Origin of the sequence: Luteimonas aquatica, assembly GCF_022662575.1 — a bacterium.
GTDB classification, from domain to species: domain Bacteria; phylum Pseudomonadota; class Gammaproteobacteria; order Xanthomonadales; family Xanthomonadaceae; genus Luteimonas; species Luteimonas aquatica.
Map to the genome: position 1 here is coordinate 12,331 of NZ_JALBFU010000013.1, position 18,763 is coordinate 31,093.

Here is an 18,763-nt window from a genome sequence, read left to right on the forward strand (position 1 = left end):
CGCGCGGCGATCCTGGACAGCGGCCCCTCTCCGCCCGGCGGAGAGGGGCGCGGCGAACCTCACTGCGGACGGTAGCGCACGCTGATCCCGTACTCGCGTCCGGGCTGGTTGTACCACTGCACCGTCTCGTAGCGCTTGTCGAAGACGTTGCTGGCGCGCGCCTGCAGCGTCCAGGCCGGCGACAGCGCGTATTCCAGGCGCAGGTCGGCGGTGGCGTAGCCGTGCAGGCGCGAGGCGACGGTGTTGGCCGGATTGTCGTAGCGGTAGCTGGCGCCGGCGACGGTGACGCCGACGCGGAAATCGCCGAAGGCGCGGTCCAGGTCGATGCGGCCGGTGTTGCGCGCGCGACGCGCCAGCAGGTTGCCGTAGTCCGCGTCCGGCGTGCCGTCGGGATTGCGGCGGCTGCGGTTGCGCGGCGAGGTCAGGCTCCACTGCGTGGACAGGTCCCAGCCGAAGACGGTGGTGGCGAAGGTCAGCTCGGCGCCGCGCACGCGCGCCTTGTCGACGTTGTAGCCCTGGCCGACGTAGAGCGGCGGCGGGTACACGAACACGATCAGGTCGTCGAAGCGGCTCTCGTAGACGTTGAAGGTCCAGCTCAGCAGCTCGGTGTGCTGGCCGATGCCGAGGTTGAGCGTCTTGGAGGTTTCCGGGTCGAGGTCGGGACTGGCCGAGCCGGGGAAGTACAGGTCGTTGAAGGTCGGCGCCTTGAAGCCGGTGGCGTAGTTGGCGCTGAGGCGGAAGCCGTCGCCGAACTTCATGCCCCAGCCCAGGCCGCCGGTGGTGTGGTTGCCGAACTGCTCGTTGTCGTCGTTGCGCACGCTCAGCTGCAGCTGGTGCGCGCCGAAGCTGCCCTGGTACTCGGCGAACACGCCGGTGTTGTCGCGCTCGGTCTCGGCGTAGTCGGCCGTGCTGGTGATCCTGTCGTTCTGCCAGTCGAGGCCGGCGGTGAGCAGGTGGTTCTCGGCCAGGGTGAAATCGCCCTGCAGCGAGGCGGTGTCGCGGCGCGTGTCGAAGGTGCTCACGTGCGTGCGCGCCGCGCCGGGCGCCTGGAAGTAGGAGTCGGCCTTGTCGTCGCTGCGGCCGGCCTGCAGGTTCACCGCGAGGCGCTCGGACGGCTTCCAGGCGAGCTTGCCGCCGACGACCTGCTGCACGTTCCTGGCGAAGTTGCCGGCGAAGGGGCTGCCGTCGAACTCGGTGTCGGCCTCGGCGCGCAGCGCGTGCGCTTCCAGGCCGAGCGTTTCGCCGATGTTGAGGCCGCCGCGCAGGTTGAGCGAGCGGTTGCGGTTGCCGTCGCGGTCGGGTTCGTCGGCGAAGCAGCCGGCGAACAGCGCGGCCGAGCCGCGGCAGGCGTCGATGCCGTCGGTGCGCGAGTAGGCCACGTCGGCGCCGTACCAGCCGCGCGCGCCGCCGCCGCCGAAGCCGGCGCTGGCCTCGCGCAGGTTGTGGCTGCCGGCGCCGAGGCGGAAGTGCGGGGTGAACTTGCCCTGGTCGCGGCGGGTGAAGATCTGGATCACGCCGCCGATCGCCTCCGAGCCGTACAGGCTCGAGCGCGGACCGCGCACGATCTCGATGCGATCGATCTGTTCCACCGGCAGGTCCTGGAACGCCATCGCGCCGTTGGTGGCCGCGCCCATGCGCACGCCGTCCACCAGCACCAGCACGTGGCCCGAGCCGCTGCCGCGCAGGAACACGCTGGTCACCTTGCCGGCGCCGCCGGAGTTGCCGATGTCCACGCCGGCGCGGCCGCGCAGCAGGTCGGGCAGGTCGCGCGCCTGGCTGCGTTCGATCTCCTCGCGGTCGATCACCTCGGCCGGGAACAGGCTGTCGATCAGCGGGACCTCGGTGCGCGTGCCGGTGACCACCACCTCGTCGAGGTCGATGGCGGCGTCGGCCGCGGGGTTGCCCGCCGCGAACGCGGCCGGGGAGAGCAGCAGCGCGCAGGCGGCGGCGAGCGGGGAGAGCGCGTAGGGTCGAACTCGAGCGTGCATTGAACAGGATCTCCGTGGCGTGCGCCCACGCACGCGTGAAGTGGAAGGTCCGCGCGGAATGCGCGGGTCTTCGCGGCGCCTTCGCGGAAGCGGCGCGCGCCGCGACGGGCGCGGGCGGACGGGTTCCGGCGACGGTGCCGCGCGCAGGCGGCGAAGGGAGAAGGGAATGGCGGCGGAGCGCCGGACGGGCCATGGGCCTCGGCACCGCCGCGACGCCCTCCGCATCGCAACCTGTCGGCTTCGGGGCCGGTCTCCGGGCTGGCGAGTGGAGGTCGTTGCCGACTCCGGCCGCGGCGCCTTCCCGTGCCGGAGCACAGTGGCGGATGCGTTGGCGCGACTCGCTTACCGTTGCGGGGGCAGCGCCGGAATGGCCAGGCGCGGACTGCGCGCGGCGTCACCGGCTTCCCGTTTCAATCCTGAAGCATTGAAAAGTCCGCACAGGGATGTGCGGCCCTTTGCGAGGGATTCGCATACCACTCAAGTCCGCACATCGTAGCCACGCCGTCAGCGTGGCGAAGGGTGCGGGCTCTTGCGAAGGAACTCGCGAATGCCTTCGGATCACCTCGAAGCGCGGCAATTGTATGCGATCGGCAGCGCGGCCGCCGCGCGGCTCAGTCGCGGTCGGGTTCGTCGAGCAGCCCGGGCGACGGGACGCCGTCCTCTTCCGGCCCATGCGTGGTGGTGACCGGCGCCGCGGCGGGACGGCCGCGCGGCGCGGGCAGCAGCGCGGTCGCGGCCTCGGCCTCGGCGACGAGCTGGGCGCGCCGCGCCTCCGGCACTTCCTGCCAATGGCAATCGCACAGGGCGCCTTCCAGGGCGTAGAGCAGGTTGAGGCTGGGCCGGAACCCGGCGCGCTTGACGCGCATGAAGGCCTCCACCGGGCCGGCCGCGGCCAGGTCGTCGAGCGTGCGCAGGCCGACCTGGCGCAGCCAGGCCGCGCTCTTGGGCCCGACGTTGCGCAGCTTCAGCGGCGCGCTCATGGCAGCGCCGCCACGAAGATTCCGGCGATCGCTTCCAGCCCGGCCTGGTCGTCGGCGTCGAAGCGCGCCGGCGACGGGCTGTCCAGGTCGAACACGCCGACCAGGGCGCCATCGGCACGCACCAGCGGCACCACCAGCTCCGAGCGCGAGGCGGCGTCGCAGGCGATGTGGTCGGCAACGGCGTGCACGTCCGCCACGCGCTGGGTGGCGCGCGTGCGCGCGGCGGCGCCGCACACGCCCTTGTCGAGCGGGATGCGCACGCAGGCCGGCAAGCCCTGGAACGGGCCGACCACCAGCTCGGTGCCGTCGAAGAAGTAGAAGCCGACCCAGTTCAGGTCGGGCAGGGCGTGGTACACCAGCGCCGAGAGGTTGGCGGCATTGGCGATGCGGTCGCGTTCGCCGGCGAGCAGGGACTGGGCCTGTTCGGCGAGCTGCGCGTACTGCTCGCGCTTGCCGCCGCTTAGACTGGAGGCTGTGAACATGGGTGCAGTCTAGCGTGGCAATGCGGGAGGCGGCGATGCCGCGGGAAAAGGACACGGCAACGGGCGGCGGCGCGCAGGCGCGCGGCTTCTACGTCACCGGCACCGACACCGGGGCCGGCAAGACGCTGGCCAGTGCCGCGTTGCTGCATGCCCTGCGCGCCCTGGGGCATGCCGCGGTGGGCATGAAGCCGCTGGCCAGCGGCTGCGACCGCACGCCCGAAGGCTGGCGCAACGAGGACGCGCTGGCACTGCAGGCGGCCAGCGATCCCGTGCCGCGCTACGAGGACGTCAATCCCTATGCCCTGCCGCAGCCGCTGGCGCCGGAGCTGGCCGCGCGCGAGGCGGGCGTGGAGATCGCGCTGGCCCCGATCCTGGCCGCGCACGCCCGGCTGTCGGCACTGGCGCGGATCGTGGTGGTGGAAGGGGTCGGCGGCTGGGCGGCGCCGCTCACGGCCGAGCTCGATCAGGTCGATCTCGTGCGCGCCCTGGACCTGCCGGTGATCCTGGTGGTGGGTCTGCGCCTGGGCTGTCTCAACCATGCCCGCCTCACGGCGCGGGCGATCGCGCAGGACGGCGCCCGGCTGGCCGGCTGGATCGCCAGCGAGGTCGATCCGCAGATGGCGCGCCGGGACGAGAATTTCGCCTTGCTGCAGCGGCGCATCCCCGCCCCCTGCCTCGGGCGCCTGCCCTTTTCCGCGAGACCGGACGCCGGCGTATTGGCGCGGCAACTGTCGACGGCTCAGCTTCTCGATTCGTCCGCAACATAACTTCCGGCACAGTACGCGCGCGTACCAAATGCTATCCTGGTGAGTACAAGAATTACTCGAACCTTCCGTCCGGCCCCTGTTCCCGGAGTTTTCTATGGCGATGCATCTGCGTACGCTGGCCCTGTCCAGCGCACTCCTCCTAGTGCTGGCGGCCTGCGGTAAAGGCCAGGAAGCAGGCCCCGAAGGCGCAGGCGGCATGCCGCCGCCGCAGGTCGGCGTGATCCAGGCCAAGGCCGGCAACGTGCCGCTGCTGCAGGACGTGGTCGGACGCCTGGCGGCGTATCGCAGCGCCGACGTGCGCGCACGCGTCCCCGGCGTGCTGCAAAAGCGCGTCTACGAAGAAGGCCGCGACGTGCGCGAGGGACAGGAGCTGTTCATCATCGACCCGGCGCAGCTGCGCGCGGCGCTCGGCCAGTCGCAGGGCGATCTGGCCCGGGCCCAGGCCGACTACGCCAACGCCAAGGCGGCGGCCGACCGCGCCCGCCGCCTGCTGCCGCAGAAGTACGTCTCGCAGTCCGACTACGACAATGCGCTGGCCGCCGAGCGCACCGCCGCGGCGCAGGTGCAGACCGCGCGCGCGGCCGTGGACAACGCCCAGATCAACCTCGGCTACGCCAGCGTGCGCGCGCCGATCGCCGGGCGGGCCGGCAAGCAGCAGGTCACCGAGGGTGCGCTGGTCGGGGCGGGCGGCACGCCGACGCTGCTGACCACCGTCGACCAGATCGATCCGCTGTACGTGAACTTCTCGATGAGCGTGACCGAGCTGAGCCAGGTGCGCCGCCTGCAGGGCGACGCCCCCGGCGGCAAGGCCGAGGTGGACGTCGTGCTGCCCGACGGCTCGGTGTATCCGCGCAAGGGCACGCTCGACTTCTCCGGCGACGTGGTCGATCCGACCACCGGCGCGGTGGCGCTGCGCGCCACGCTGCCCAATCCCGACCGCGTGCTGCTGCCCGGCACCTACGTCACGCTCAAGGCCTCGCTCGGCTCGATCGACAATGCCTTCCTGATCCCGCAGGCCGCGGTGCAGCGCGATGCGCAGAGCGCCTACGTGCTGGTGGTCGGCAAGGACGGCATCGCCACGCGCAAGAACATCGACGCCGAACGCAGCCAGGGCGCGAACTGGATCGTGACCAAGGGCGTGGCCGAGGGCGATCAGGTGATCGTCTCCGGCCTGCAGGCGGTGGGCATGGCCGAGCAGATGGGCGGCGGCAAGCCGGTCAAGGTGCAGGCCACGCCGTGGCAGCCGGAAGGCGCCCCCGGCGGCAAACAGCAGCAGGCGCCCGGCCCGGGCAAGCCCGAGGCGGCGCCGCAGAAAGGCGACGACGCGGCGAAGCAGGGCTGACCCCTCACCCTTCCTTCCGGCACGCGCGCATCCGGTCGCGCGCGATGCCGCAGGAAGCCATGAACAGGTTCTAGCATGTCCAGATTCTTCATCCATCACCCGGTCTTCGCCTGGGTCATCGCCATCCTGATCAGCCTGGGCGGCGCCCTGGCGATCATGAGCCTGGGCGTCGAGTCGTATCCGAACATCGCCCCGCCGCAGGTGACGGTCGCCGCCGGCTATCCGGGCGCGAGCGCGGAAACCGTGGAAGGCGCGGTCACCCAGGTGATCGAGCAGGAACTGACCGGTATCGACAACCTCGACTACTTCAGCTCCTCCTCCAGCGCCAACGGCGGCGCCTCGATCACGCTGACCTTCAAGCCCGGCACCAATCCCGACATCGCCCAGGTACAGGTGCAGAACAAGGTGTCGCTGGCCACGCCGCGCCTGCCCTCGGAAGTGGTGCGGCAGGGCGTGGTGGTGGCCAAGCAGAACCCCGGCTTCCTGATGGTGATCGGGCTGCGCAGCAACAGCGCCGCCTACGACGAGCACTACATGGCCGACCTGCTCGGCTCGCGCGTGCTGGACCAGATCGCGCGCGTGCCCGGCGTCGGCGGCACCGAGTTCTTCGGCGGCGTCTATGCCATGAACATCTGGCTGAACCCCGAGAAGCTGCAGGGCTTCGGCCTCTCGGCCTCGCAGGTGCTGGCCGCGGTGCAGGGGCAGAACGTGCAGTTCGCCGCCGGCAGCATCGGCTCGGCGCCCTCGCCCAGCGGGCAGGCGTTCACCGCCTCCGTCTCGGCCGAAGGGCGTTTCAGCACGGTGGAGGAGTTCGGCAACATCCTGCTGCGCGCCAACAACGACGGCAGCGCGGTGCGGCTGAAGGACGTCGCGCGCATCGAGAAGGGCGCGCAGTCCTATGGCGCCAGCCTGAAGTGGAGCGGCTCGCCCGCGGCCGGCTTCGCCGTGCAGCTCGCCCCGGGCGCCAACGCGCTCGGCGTGGCCGAGGCGGTGAACGCGCGCATGGAGGAGCTGGCGGCGACCTTCCCGAAGGGCGTGACCTGGTTCGCGCCCTACGACACCTCCGACTTCGTGCAGGTCTCGATCGAGGAAGTGGTCAAGACGCTGTTCGAGGCGATCGTGCTGGTGTTCCTGGTGATGCTGATCTTCCTGCAGAACCTGCGCGCCACGATCATCCCGACCCTGGTCATCCCGGTGGCGCTGCTGGGCACCTTCGCCGGCATGTACTTCATCGGCTTCTCCATCAACCAGCTGAGCCTGTTCGGCATGGTGCTGGCGATCGGCATCGTGGTGGACGACGCGATCGTGGTGATCGAGAACGTCGAGCGCATCATGACCGAGGAGCACCTGCCGCCGCAGGAGGCCACCATCAAGGCGATGGACCAGATCAGCGGCGCGGTGGTGGCGATCACCGTGGTGCTGGCGGCGGTGTTCGTGCCCAGCGCCTTCCAGGGCGGCAGCGCCGGCGAGATCTACAAGCAGTTCGCGCTCACCATCGCCCTGGCGATGGCGTTCTCGGCGTTCCTGGCGCTGGGCTTCACGCCGGCGCTGTGCGCGACCATGCTCAAGCCCACCGGCCACCACGAGAGCCGCAACCCGATCTTCCGCGGCTTCAACAAGGTCTACGACTGGGTCAGCGGCACCTACGTCGGCCACATCGGCAGCGCGATCCGCCATGCGCCGCTGTGGATGATCGTGTTCGCCGCGCTCACCGCGCTGTGCATCTTCGTCTACACGCGCCTGCCCGGCAGCTTCCTGCCGGAAGAGGACCAGGGCTATGCGCTGGCGATCGTGCAGCTCCCGCCGGGCGCCACGCTCGAGCGCACAGACAAGGTCATGGACCAGCTGCTGCACACCGTCGAGAAGATCGACGGGTTCGAGGGCGTGTTCACCGTCTCGGGCTTCAGCTTCATCGGCCAGAGCGAAAGCGCGGGCATGGCCTTCATCAAGCTCAAGCCCTGGGGCGAGCGCAAGACCAATGCCGAGGAGTTCATCCAGCAGGCCAACATGCACCTGTTCGGCATTCGCGACGCGCAGATCTTCGTGGTCAACCTGCCGACGGTGAACGGCCTGGGCCAGTTCGGCGGCTTCGACATGTACCTGCAGGACCGCGGCGGCCAGGGCCGCGCCGCGCTCGCGCAGGCGATGGGCATGCTGCTGGGCAAGGCCAGCCAGAACTCCGTGCTCACCGGCGTGCGTCCGAACGCGCTGGCGGACGCGCCGCAGCTCAAGCTCGAGGTCGATCGCGTGCAGGCGCAGGCGATGGGGCTGTCGGTCACCGACATCTACAACGCCATCCAGCTGATGCTGGCGCCGATCTACGTCAACGACTTCGTCGACGCCGGCCGCATCAAGCGCGTCAACATGCAGGCCGATGCGCCCTACCGCACCGGGGCCGAGGCGCTGAGCCGTTTCTACACGCCCAACCCCAGCGCCGCCGCGGCGACCGAGGGCGACGCCAGCACCGGCGCCATGATCCCGTTGTCGAACGTGGTCAAGAGCAGCTGGATCACCGCGACACCGTCCCTGCAGCGCTACAACGGCTACGCCGCGGTGCAGATCAACGGCTCGCCCGCGCCCGGGCACAGTTCCGGCGAGGCCATGAGCGCGATGCAGCAGATCGTGCAGAAGGACCTGCCGCAGGGCTTCGGCTACGACTGGACCGGCCAGTCGTACCAGGAAATCCTCTCCGGCAACCAGGCCGCGGCGCTGATGGTGCTGTCGGTGCTGGTGGTGTTCCTGTGCCTGGCGGCGCTGTACGAAAGCTGGTCGGTGCCGGTGGCGGTGCTGCTGGTGGTGCCGCTGGGCGTGCTCGGCGCGGTGCTGCTGACCCTGCTGCGCGGCCTGCCCAACGACATCTACTTCAAGATCGGCATGATCACGGTGATGGGCCTGGCGGCGAAGAACGCCATCCTGATCGTGGAGTTCGCGCTGGAGCAGCGCAAGGAAGGCAAGACGCTCGCCGAGGGCGTGGTGGAGGCGGCGAAACTGCGCTTCCGGCCGATCCTGATGACCTCCTTCGCCTTCATCATGGGCGTGATGCCGCTGGTCTTCTCCAGCGGCGCCGGCGCCAACGCGCGCCACGCCATCGGCACCGGCGTGGTCGGCGGCATGCTGTTCGCCACCTTCCTCGGCCTGCTGCTGATCCCGGTGTTCTACGTGGTGGTGCGCAGGATGCTGGGCGACAAGATGGACGAGGCGCCGCCCGCGGCGAAGGCGGGCTAGCCGGCGACGCGCGCGAGGCGGAGGATCCGCCTCGCGCGGCATTGGAGCGGGCACGCTCCCGGGAGAGGGGATGGGACGTTTCCTGCTGGGGCTGCTCGCGTGCGGATGGCTGGGATGGGCGTCAGGCGCGTCGGCGCAAAGCGCCGGCCAGGTGGTGCTCGAGCACGGCACTCTCAAGGACGAGCAAGGGGCGCCCGTTCCCTATGAGATCGGCACCCTGTACGTGCCCGAGAACAGGCGCCAGGCCGACAGCCGGCTGATCGGGGTCGGTTTCGCGCGCATCAAGTCGTCGCGGTCGCCGGACGCGCCTCCGGTGTTCTGGCTGCCCGGTGGCCCGGGCCTGAGCGTGCTGGATGCATTCGCCAGCAACGACATGGGACGCCTTCGCACCTGGCTGAGCCTGAGCCAGGCCGGCGACCTGGTCGTGCTCGAACAGCGCGGCTACACGGTGCGCGGCGAGAAACTGATCGGCACGGGCACTGCCGCGCCTTTGCGCGAACCCGGCTCGGTCGCCGCCGCGGCCGCGGCCATGCGCGATCTCGCCAGGGCGGCGGTCGCGCAGAATCCCGGCAAGGACCTGTCCGGCTACGACATCGGCGAGTTCGCCGCCGATGTCGACTCGCTGCGCCGCGCGCTCGGCTATGACCGGATCAACCTGTTCGGCGGCAGTTTCGGCTCGCAGTGGAGCCTGGCGGTGATGCGCCTGCATCCGCAGATCGTCGCGCGCGCCGTGCTTTCGGGCGTCGAGCCGCTCGACAACGGCTACGACATGCCGTCGCAGGTCTATGCGGCTCTGCAGCGCATCGCCTACGACGCCGATCGCGATCCGGGCCTGCGGCCCTATCTGCCGCCAGGCGGCATGATGGGCGCGGTGCGGGCCCTGCACGAGCGCTTCGCGAAGGCGCCCGTGCGCGTGAGCGTCCGCGACGATGCGGGGCGAGCGGAAACCGTGGTGCTGGGGGCGCAGGATCTGCAGCTCGCCCTGCTGTCGCACACGCAGGACGGCGAGCGCTGGCCGGCGTTCCTGCTCTCGCTCTACCACGGGCATTACCAGGACTGGGCACGCGAGGTTGCGGCCGATCGCCGCAGCACGGACACCGTCCTGATCGGTCCGCTGGTCGACAGCAGCCTGGGCGTGAGCGCCGAACGCGAGCACCTGTTGCGGACCGATCCGGCCCTCGAACTGCTTGGCGCCTGGAATTTCCAGGCCAACATCGCCTCGGCCGCCGACTGGCCGACGCGCGACATGGGCGATGGGATCAGGAAGCCGGTCGCCAATCCGACGCCGGTCGTCTTCGTGCACGGCGACTGGGACACCTCCACGCCGATCGACAACACGCTCGGCCTGCTGGCGTATTTTCCCAACGCCCGCGCCATCCTCGTGCATCGCGGCGGCCACGACGGCGCGTTCTACCAGCTCAGGCACGAGCCGGCGGTCAAGCAGGCGCTGCTGGAATTCCTGGGAGCCGGTCGAACGGACGGCTTGCCCAGCGAAGTGGCGCTGCCCGCGCCCAAGTTCGAGCTGCCCGGGTTTGCGCCGCCGCCGCGCGCCACGGCGCGTCATTGAAGCCGGCGCCCCGCCGTTCTCGCGGCGCGCGCTGGCGGCGCGATGCTGCGCGCGAAGACTGCGCGCAAAGAAAAACCCGGCAGCTTGCGCTGCCGGGTTCGGACGCGGAGAGAGAGCCGCGTGGCCGGTCGCCCGGCCGGAGAGAACGAATTACTTGCGCTTGGCGGTGGCGGCCTTCACGACCTGCTCGGCCTGGGCCTGCGCCTTGGCGGTGGTCGAGGCGACCTGGGCCTTGGCGAGCTCGGCGATGGCTTCGTTGGTCTTCAGCGTGCGGCCGAACACTTCCTGGCCGGTGGTGACCACGCGCTCGGCGTTCTCGCGCGCCACCTGCAGACCCTTCGGCCACACGGCCTTCAGGCCGTCGATGTCGCGGATCTCGGCCACTTCGCCGAGGAAGGCGAAGGTCGCGTTGGCGTTCTCTTCGAACGTGGCCAGCTGCAGGCCGAACACCTTCTCGGCGTTCTCGAGGGTGAGGCGGTTGAACTGGGCGGCGGCGTCGGCGAACTGGCGCGACGCGGCAGCGAACTGCTCGTTGAACTGGTAGGACATGGCGGACTCCTGCGTTGTGATCCGGCAGGGAATGCCGGGAATTTGTGCGATGCAGCATAGCGCGCATTTTGTTGCGCCGCAACAAATTCCGATGCAAGCCCCTGAATCGTTCAGGTGCCAGTCAATTCAAGGGCTTAGCCGGGGGCGTAGCGGCAGCCGGAGGTGCAGGTCTCGTGCACCACGACCTGGCTCAGGGCCGGCAGGGCCGGCTTGAGGCGGTCCCAGATCCAGATCGCCAGGCGCTCGCTGGTCGGGTTCTCCAGGCCTTCGATCTCGTTGAGATAGTGGTGGTCCAGCCGCTCGTAGAGCGGATGGAAGGCGGCCTTGATGTCGCCGAAGTCCATCACCCAGCCGCTCTCGGCGCCGGGCTCGCCGGACACGTGCAGCTCGATGCGGAACGAATGCCCGTGCACGCGCGCGCACTTGTGCCCGGGCGGCACGTTCGGCAACCGGTGCGCGGCTTCGATGGTGAAGGTCTTGAAGATGTCCATGCTGGACGAAAGGCGTGGTGGCTATGGGGGCGCCGTGATCGGTTCGCTAAATATATGCCATTACAAGGAAAAACAATTTGGTATTTGTCAGATACCGCCATAAGTACCGTCAATCCGCTTTGCTGCTTCCTGCGCCATGACCGGTGGCGTCGCGTTAGCTCTGCGCGGGCCAGAATCCAAGCCTGGATTTCGCTTGCCATCCAGGCCGAACTGCGTTGACTCAATTTGACGCTATTGGGGAAGCGGCCGAGGGCGGTTAGGCGATAGATCGTGGGCCGGCTCAACCCTGGAATGCCGATGACTTCCTTCAATCGCAGCAGTCTGCCCGTTGGCATTGCTGCAAATGGCGAAGCTACGTCATCGTTAGTCGCAGCTTCTGATACCCGTACCTGCTTGCACGCCTCTGTAATCCATAGTTCCAACAGCGGCTACGCATCGACCTTTGCCATAGATCCTTACGGGCCCGGCTTCGTATCTGTAATAGCCAGTGTCGATGTCGCGCGGATTCGCCGGGCGTGCACAGGTGCTGTCCGTGCAGGTGAACAGATCCACCTTGGTACGCAGGGAAACTCCCCAGGTCGGACTGGCATGCTTGAGGACCGCGCAATTGTTGCCGTTTGCGGCGTTGTAATATAGCTGCAGCTGCCCGATGGTGAGGCCGTTGCTGTAGATCCGGCTGTAACCGATCAATTTGCCGCCGCACGTATCGGCGAATGCGGAGCCCGCAAAAAACAGCAGCAGGATCGCAACCAGAAACTTCGACATATTTCTGACTCCAGAAATGGGGTCGCCGATCATTGCGTTAGTTCAACGCTCGTGCGCAGGCGGCGACTGTTAGGAATGAGCATCTCGAAACTAGAAGGTCGTCGTGGGCTGTCAACGGAGGAATGATCAGGGCCATGGAGCGTAAGCTGTCCCGGAGCGCACCGTGATCGGCTCTCTAACTATATGCCATTGCAAGGAAAAACAACTTGGTGTTTGTCAGCTACCGTCAAGCCGCTTTGCTAATTCCTGCGCTATGACCAGTGGCGTCGCGTTGCTCTGCGCGGGCCAGAATCCAAGCCCGGATTTCGCTTGCCTCCAGGCCGAACTGCATTGACTCAGTTTGACCCTGTTGGGGAGGCAGCCAAGGACGATTAGGCCATAGATCATGGGCCGGCCCAATATCTGTAATGCCGATGACTGCCTTCGCGGAATTGGAAGCCGCACGAATCTTTCTAGCCCCTATGAAACAAAGGAGGGCGGCTTTGAGCGGGATTTCCTGGGAGTGTCGCGGATTCTGAATATGGTGGCTATGGGTGGACTCGAACCACCGACCCCAGCATTATGAGTGCTGTGCTCTAACCGGCTGAGCTACATAGCCATCGGCCGCGCGAGGCCGCGGCGGACCGCGAATTGTCCATGCCGCGCGCGCCGGCGTCAATGCGCTTCCACGAACGTGAACGCTGGCCGGGCTTGGCTTGTCGCTTCACGCCCGGCATGGCAGAGTCGGGGGCAGTTGGAAGATTTGGAGTCCGCATCGTGATCGATCCGGACGGTTACAGGCCCAATGTCGGCATCGTGCTGATGCAGCCCGATGGCCGCGTCTTCTGGGCGCGCCGCGTGCGGCGCGACGGGTGGCAGTTCCCGCAGGGCGGGATGAACACCGACGAGACGCCGCTGGAGGCCATGTACCGGGAGTTGCGCGAGGAAACCGGGCTGCTGCCCGAGCACGTGGCCGTGCTCGGCGTGACCCCCGGCTGGCTGCGCTATCGCCTGCCGCAGCGGGCCATCCGCCGCAACGACCGGGTGATCTGCATCGGCCAGAAGCAGGTCTGGTTCCTGCTGCAGTTCACCGGCGCGGAGAGCGACCTGCGCCTGGACCTGACCGACAAGCCCGAGTTCGACCACTGGCGTTGGGTCGACTTCTGGTACCCGCTGGAGCACGTGGTGACCTTCAAGCGAGGGGTCTACGCCAGCGCGCTGCGGCACCTGGCGCCGTTCGCCCGGCAGATCGCCGGCGCCCTGGCCATCCCCAATGCCCAGGTGGAGACGCGGGCGCTCGGTGCCGGCCGGCACCGGCCGCAGCGGGCCCGGCATCGCCCGGCCGGCGGCATCAAGTCCGGGCAGGGGCCGGACTAGCCCCGGGTCCCGGCGCCGTCGCGGATACGGCAGCCGTTAAGAATTGACAATCATTCTCATTGGTGGCGGAATGGGCTCCTCCGAACGGCCCGAGGCCCCCGCAACCGTGTACGTGTGCATCTGCAACGGCGTGACCGAGCGCGACATCCGCCAGGCGGCCCAGGCCGGCTGCACGGGCATGCCCGAGCTGACCATGCGCACCGGATGCGGCGCGACCTGCGGCAGCTGCGTGTCGATGGCATGTGCCATTCTCGATGAGAGCCGCCTCGACGAGGTCCGCGCCGAGAACGGCGCCGCGGGCGGCAACGTGGTCACTTTCCCGCTGGTGCGCAGCGCCGCCTGATCGGCCGCGGCGTCGACGCCGCGCGATGCGGTCGATGCACACGATTCGCGTTTCGTCATGGTTTTTTCCATGGCGCTAGAGTGCGCCCCGTCCCGGTATTGCGGAGGTCGGCCATGAAGGGCGACGCACAAGTCATCAAGTTCCTCAATCAGGCGCTCTACAACGAGCTGACCGCGATCAACCAGTACTTCCTGCACGCCAAGATGCTGAAGAACTGGGGCCTGCACGAGCTGGCCAAGCACGAATACGAAGAATCGATCGACGAGATGAAGCACGCCGACAAGCTTGCCGATCGCATCCTGTTCCTGGAGGGGCTGCCGAACTTCCAGGCGCTGGGCAAGCTGAAGGTGGGCGAGACGCCGCGCGAGATCATGGAGTGCGACCTGGCGCTGGAGATGGAGGCGATCCCGCTGCTGCGCGAGGCGATCGCCCATTGCGAGAAGGTCAACGACTTCGTCAGCCGCCGCCTGTTCAACGACATCCTCGATTCGGAAGAGGAGCACGTCGACTGGCTGGAAACTCAGCTCGACCTGATGCAGCGCGTGGGCGAGCAGAACTACCTGCAGCGCAAGATCGAGGACTGAGCGCCCCGCGCTAGTCCGCCGGACCGCGCCGCAGCCGCAGCAGCGCCTGCCTGGCGCGGTCGAACTCCGCGCCGATGGCCGCGACCTCGTCGACGGCGTGCGTGAGCGTCCTGGCGCGCGCACCCGCCTCCACGCGCCGCGCCGCGTCCGAGAGCGGCATCGCGCCGAGGTTGGCGCTGGAGTTCTTCAGCGCGTGCGAGGCCTCGTACAGGCGCTGGAAATCCGCGGCGGACGCGGCGTCCCGGAGGATGCCGATGTGGCGCGGCGCATCCTCCAGGAACAGGTCGACCAGCTGTCCGAAGTCGCCGCCGAGCAGGCCGCGCAGATCCTCGAGGATTTCGCCGTCGATGGCCGGACGTTGCGCTTGCTGCGCTTGCGCCGCCGGCGCGGCGACCGCGACGGCGGTGCCGGAGGCGGCTTCCGCTTCCGCAATCATCTCCGTCTCCGCATCCGTTTGCATATCCGTCTTCATGGGTGCGTCCGCGCCGGTGGCCGTGGTTGCCTGCGTGCTCGCCGGCGGCGGGGCGGCGCGCGCCGCGGCATCGGCGTCTTCCAGCAGCGCCTGGGCGATCTCCGGGTTCCACCAGCGCTGCAGGCAGGCTTCCAGTTCGGCGCGCGTGACCGGCTTGGGCAGATAGTCGTCCATGCCGGCGTCGAGGCATTTCTGGCGGTCGCCGGCCATGGCGTTGGCGGTCATGGCGATGATCGCCAGGTGCCGGCCGTCGCCGGCGGCGCGTTCGCGCTCGCGCCAGCGCCGCGTCGCGGTATAGCCGTCCATGACCGGCATCTGGCAATCCATCAGCACGATGTCGTAGGGCTTGTGCGCCATGTGCTCGAGCGCGATCTCGCCGTTGCCGGCGGTGTCGCAGCGGATGTCCAGCACGCCGAGCAGGCGCTGCCCGACCATCAGGTTGACCGGGTTGTCCTCCACCAGCAGCACGCGCGCTTCCTGCAGCGTCGCGCTCGCGGCCGCGGCATGCGGGACGGCCGCGCCGCCGGCGGCCGTGCGCGCGGGCGCGGGAAAGTCGAGCGCGGTCAGGGCGTCGCGCAGGTCCTCGTCCGGCGCCTGCCGGCTGAGCAGGGTGGCGCTGCGGCGCAGGTCGTCGCCGACCGGCTCGTCGCCGTACAGGCAGACCAGGTGCAGGTGCTGGGAGACGGTCTGGCGCGCCAGATAGCGCTGCAGCGCGGGCACGGTGTTGCGCATGCCGGCCAGGTCGGCGACCACGATCGAATACGCCCACGCGGCGCCCTGGCTGATCGAGTTGCGCAGGCGGTCGATGGCTTCCTGGGTGGTCTCCACCGCGCTCACGCGCAGGCCCCAGTTGGGCAGCAGCAGCGACAGGCGCAGGCGCAGGCGCGAGTCGGCGCTGAGCAGCAGCACGCGGCCGCGCGTGGCGGCATCGGGCGGCGCGCCCGGGATGTCGCCCTGCGCCTTGAGGATCGGCACCTCGAACCAGAACGCGGCGCCCTGCCCAGGCATCGACTCCACGCCGATGCGCCCGCCCATCAGTTCGACGATGCGCTTGCAGATCGCCAGGCCGAGGCCGGTGCCGCCGTACAGGCGCGTGGTCGAGGCGTCGGCCTGGGTGAAGGCCTGGAACAGGCGCGCCTGCGCGTCCAGCGCGATGCCGATGCCGGTATCGCGCACCTCGAAGTGCAGCAGGTGCTGGGCGCCGGTTTCGCCGATGCGGCGCACGCTCACCGTCACCGAGCCGCGCTCGGTGAACTTCACCGCGTTGCTGACCAGGTTGCTCAGCACCTGGCGCAGGCGCACCGGGTCGCCGCGCACCGGCAGGCGCACCGCCGGGTCGATCTGCAGGCGCAGGCGCAGTCCCTTGTTCTGCGCCGGGCGGTCCATCAGGTGGATCACGCCGTCGAGCATCTCGCGCAGGTTGAAGCCGGTGGACTCGAGTTCGAGCTTGTCGGCCTCCAGCTTGGAGTAGTCGAGGATGTCGTCGACGATGCGCAACATCTGCTGCGAGGAGGTGTAGGCGGTGCGCACCAGGTCGCCGTGGTCGGGGGCGAGCGAGGCGTGGATCAGCAGGTCGAGCATCGGCACGATGCCGTTGAGCGGCGTGCGGATCTCGTGGCTCATGGTGGCCAGGAACTCGTCCTTCGACATCAGCGCGGACTCGGCCGCCTGCTTGGCCTGGCGCAGCTCGCGCTCGAGCTGTGTGTGCCGCTCCAGCTCGCGCCGCAATTCCTCCAGGCGCTCGGCGTCGCGGCGCGCGATCTCCTCGCCGAGCTCGCGTTCCACGCGCTTGCGCTCGTTGTCGGCGCGGATGCCGTAGACGCCGGCGCCGGCGGCGAGCAGGGCCAGCAGCAGGGCCAGCAGCGGCCAGGGGCCGCCGACGCCGAGCACGGCGGGCAACAGCAGCAGGACCGCCGCCGCCGCCGCCGCCGGCGAAAGCCAGGGCGGGACCTGCGAAAGCGGCTGCGCGCGCGATCCCATGCCGCTCAGAGGATCGAATGCTGGAAGTCGAAGTCGAGGGAGTCGGCGGCCTGCTGCACCAGGTTGCCCTGGATGTAGTCCACGCCGCTCACCCACAGCGTCGCCGCCGACTGCGGGTTCTCCACCTGCTGGCCGATCACCTGCAGGCCCAGGCGGTGCGCGTACTCGATCGCCGTGCGCATCTCGTCGCGCACCGGGGGCTCGTCGAGCTGGCTCGAATAGCGCGCCGACAGTCGCACGAAGCTCAGCGGCAGGCGCGCCAGCAGCGCGTCGGCGTCCGCGCCGGCGCGGTATTGCCCGATGCACAGCTGCACGCCGGCGATGACCATGGCCGCGCAGAATTCCTGCAGCGCGATGGTGTGGATCAGCGCGTCCTCCAGGCGCACGTCGAGCACCAGCGAACCGCTGTCGATGCCTTCCTCGTGCACCAGCGCCGTCAGCCAGTCGGCGTAGCCGTCGCGGCCGAGGCTGCGCGCCGACTGCGAGACGAACAGGCGCACCGGCCGCTGCTCGCGCCCGCGGCGCCGCAGCACGGCCACGGCGTGCTGCATCACGCGGCGGTCGATCTCGTGCAGCGCGCCCGCCGCCTCGGCCAGCGGCAGGATCTCGCCGGCGGTGTGCAGCCGTCCGCTGTCGTCGCGTAGGCGCAGCAGGGTCTGGAACTGCGCCTCGCCGCCGCCGGCCACCGCGATGATCGGCTGGTAGGCCAGCTCGAAGCGGTCGTGCGCCAGCGCCTCCTGCAACAGGCGATGGCCGGCGCTGTCGGTCTCGCGCGCCCTGGGCGCGGGCAGGTGCGCGGCGATGCCGGCCGGCAGCGCGCGCGCCTCGCGCAGCGCCTGCTCGGCGCCGGCCAGCGCGCTGCTGCCGTCCTCGTACTCGTGCGGGAGCGGGGTGTAGCCGACCAGCGCGCGCAGGCGCACGGTCTCCCCGGCCAGCGCGATGTCGCGGCGGCCGAGTCCGTCGCGCAGGGCCCGCGCCCGGTCCAGCTGCGCGGCGGCGCCGGCGTCGTCGCCGAGCAGCAGGAAAGCGTTCTCGTTCAGGCGCGCGATCGGTTGGCCGTCGGCGATCGCGGCCAGGGCGCGGCCGGCCTCGATCAGCGCCGCTTCCAGGGCGAAGTAGCCGAAACGGTCGCGCAGCGTGGCCACGCCCTCGATCTCGACGAAGTACAGCGCGCCGCGCGCCCTGGCGTGCACGGCCGCGTCCAGGCGCTGCAGCATCGCCGGGCGGGTGTGCAGGCCGGTATGCGGATGCAGGCCCTCGCCGTCGCGCTGGCGCTGCCAGGCGCGCGCGCGGCGCACGCGGCTGGCCACCGCGACGATCAGGTGCCGCGGCCGCACCGGCTTGGACAGCACGTCGTCGGCACCGGCCTGCAGCACCTCCAGTTGCTGGTCCGGATCGGTGTCGCCGGTCAGGATCACCACCGGCATCTGCGAGAACGCCGGATCGGCACGCACCGCGGCGGTGATCTCGATGCCGTTGGTGCCGGGCATGTGCAGGTCGGTGAGCACCAGTTCCGGGCGGAACTCGCGCAGCGCCGACAGGATCTCGGTGCCCGAGCCGACCACGCGCACGTCCATGCCGGCGCCGTTGAGGATGCTCTGCGCGAACAGGGCCTGGCTGCGGTCGTCCTCGATCAGCAGGACGCGGTAGGGCGCCTCCTCGTCGGCCCCGGGCGCGGGCGGCGCGAGCAGGGACGGCGGCGGGCCGGGCTCGGCGGCGCCGGCCGGTGCGTCGGCGGCGGGCAGCTGTGCCGGCGGCGCATCGCCCGCGCCCCAGCGGTGCCAATACCGGGGCGGCGGGAATTCGGCGCGCGCGGCGGGCGTGCGCTCTGCCTCGGCAGCCGCGGTCGTGGGCGTTGCGTGCACGGTTCCA

Annotated in this window: 15 protein-coding genes, 1 tRNA gene, 1 pseudogene and 1 riboswitch; of the genes and pseudogenes, 7 read left to right on the plus strand and 10 right to left on the minus strand. The window is 69.7% G+C overall.

Going from position 1 to position 18,763, the window contains the following annotated elements:
• Positions 1-59: 59 nt before the first annotated feature.
• From btuB to MD221_RS15665, 3 genes are all read right to left on the minus strand, one after another.
• Entirely contained in the window at positions 60-1,988 is a 1,929-nt protein-coding gene (gene btuB / locus MD221_RS15655; RefSeq protein ID WP_242112870.1) for a TonB-dependent vitamin B12 receptor, read from the minus strand.
• Between the two features lie 227 nt (positions 1,989-2,215).
• A riboswitch (cobalamin riboswitch) is annotated at positions 2,216-2,422 on the minus strand.
• A gap of 177 nt (positions 2,423-2,599) precedes the next feature.
• On the minus strand, positions 2,600-2,968 hold the full coding sequence (locus MD221_RS15660) for a TfoX/Sxy family protein (protein ID WP_242112872.1): 369 nt from the start codon (positions 2,966-2,968) through the stop codon (positions 2,600-2,602).
• On the minus strand, positions 2,965-3,450 hold the full coding sequence (locus tag MD221_RS15665; RefSeq protein WP_242112873.1) for a GAF domain-containing protein: 486 nt from the start codon (positions 3,448-3,450) through the stop codon (positions 2,965-2,967). Before MD221_RS15665 ends, MD221_RS15660 begins: the two co-directional genes overlap by 4 nt.
• A gap of 35 nt (positions 3,451-3,485) precedes the next feature.
• Between MD221_RS15665 and bioD the strand changes: the two genes are divergently transcribed.
• From bioD to MD221_RS15685, 4 genes are all read left to right on the plus strand, one after another.
• Positions 3,486-4,217 (plus strand): dethiobiotin synthase, encoded by a 732-nt coding sequence (gene bioD / locus MD221_RS15670; protein WP_242112874.1) that lies wholly within the window; start codon positions 3,486-3,488, stop codon positions 4,215-4,217.
• Between the two features lie 94 nt (positions 4,218-4,311).
• A complete protein-coding gene (locus MD221_RS15675) occupies positions 4,312-5,559 on the plus strand; it encodes an efflux RND transporter periplasmic adaptor subunit (RefSeq protein ID WP_242112875.1) in 1,248 nt (415 codons plus the stop codon).
• Between the two features lie 75 nt (positions 5,560-5,634).
• Positions 5,635-8,784, plus strand: coding sequence for a multidrug efflux RND transporter permease subunit (locus MD221_RS15680; protein ID WP_242112876.1), 3,150 nt, complete (start codon positions 5,635-5,637; stop codon positions 8,782-8,784).
• A 70-nt stretch (positions 8,785-8,854) separates the two neighbouring features.
• Positions 8,855-10,351 carry an alpha/beta fold hydrolase gene (locus tag MD221_RS15685; protein WP_242112877.1) on the plus strand — a complete coding sequence of 499 codons (1,497 nt, stop codon included), beginning with the start codon at positions 8,855-8,857 and terminating at the stop codon, positions 10,349-10,351.
• 150 nt (positions 10,352-10,501) lie between these two features.
• On the opposite strand, the gene MD221_RS15690 is transcribed toward MD221_RS15685, so the two are convergent.
• From MD221_RS15690 to MD221_RS15710, 5 genes and pseudogenes are all read right to left on the minus strand, one after another.
• Positions 10,502-10,900, minus strand: a complete 399-nt coding sequence (locus MD221_RS15690; protein WP_242112878.1) for a phasin family protein — start codon at positions 10,898-10,900, stop codon at positions 10,502-10,504.
• A gap of 134 nt (positions 10,901-11,034) precedes the next feature.
• Entirely contained in the window at positions 11,035-11,391 is a 357-nt protein-coding gene (gene queD, locus MD221_RS15695) for a 6-carboxytetrahydropterin synthase QueD (protein WP_277928923.1), read from the minus strand.
• 185 nt (positions 11,392-11,576) lie between these two features.
• Positions 11,577-11,726, minus strand: a pseudogene (locus MD221_RS17540) (helix-turn-helix transcriptional regulator); the annotation flags it as partial.
• Positions 11,727-11,754: 28 nt separating this feature from the next.
• Complete coding sequence (locus MD221_RS15705) at positions 11,755-12,189, minus strand: hypothetical protein (RefSeq protein ID WP_242112882.1); 435 nt, start codon at positions 12,187-12,189, stop codon at positions 11,755-11,757.
• A 488-nt stretch (positions 12,190-12,677) separates the two neighbouring features.
• A tRNA-Met gene (locus tag MD221_RS15710) sits at positions 12,678-12,754 on the minus strand.
• Between the two features lie 158 nt (positions 12,755-12,912).
• Between MD221_RS15710 and MD221_RS15715 the strand changes: the two genes are divergently transcribed.
• The 3 genes from MD221_RS15715 to bfr all read left to right on the plus strand — a co-directional run bounded on the left by MD221_RS15715 (position 12,913) and on the right by bfr (position 14,439).
• Entirely contained in the window at positions 12,913-13,512 is a 600-nt protein-coding gene (locus tag MD221_RS15715; protein ID WP_242112883.1) for an RNA pyrophosphohydrolase, read from the plus strand.
• A gap of 106 nt (positions 13,513-13,618) precedes the next feature.
• A complete protein-coding gene (locus MD221_RS15720) occupies positions 13,619-13,855 on the plus strand; it encodes a (2Fe-2S)-binding protein (RefSeq protein ID WP_242112940.1) in 237 nt (78 codons plus the stop codon).
• Between the two features lie 113 nt (positions 13,856-13,968).
• Positions 13,969-14,439, plus strand: a complete 471-nt coding sequence (gene bfr, locus MD221_RS15725) for a bacterioferritin (RefSeq protein WP_242112885.1) — start codon at positions 13,969-13,971, stop codon at positions 14,437-14,439.
• Between the two features lie 10 nt (positions 14,440-14,449).
• Here the strand turns inward: bfr and MD221_RS15730 are convergent, their stop codons facing one another.
• Both MD221_RS15730 and MD221_RS15735 read right to left on the minus strand, forming a co-directional pair.
• A complete protein-coding gene (locus MD221_RS15730) occupies positions 14,450-16,891 on the minus strand; it encodes a hybrid sensor histidine kinase/response regulator (protein ID WP_242112886.1) in 2,442 nt (813 codons plus the stop codon).
• A 5-nt stretch (positions 16,892-16,896) separates the two neighbouring features.
• Positions 16,897-18,756, minus strand: a complete 1,860-nt coding sequence (locus MD221_RS15735; protein WP_242112887.1) for an EAL domain-containing protein — start codon at positions 18,754-18,756, stop codon at positions 16,897-16,899.
• Positions 18,757-18,763 lie beyond the last annotated feature (7 nt).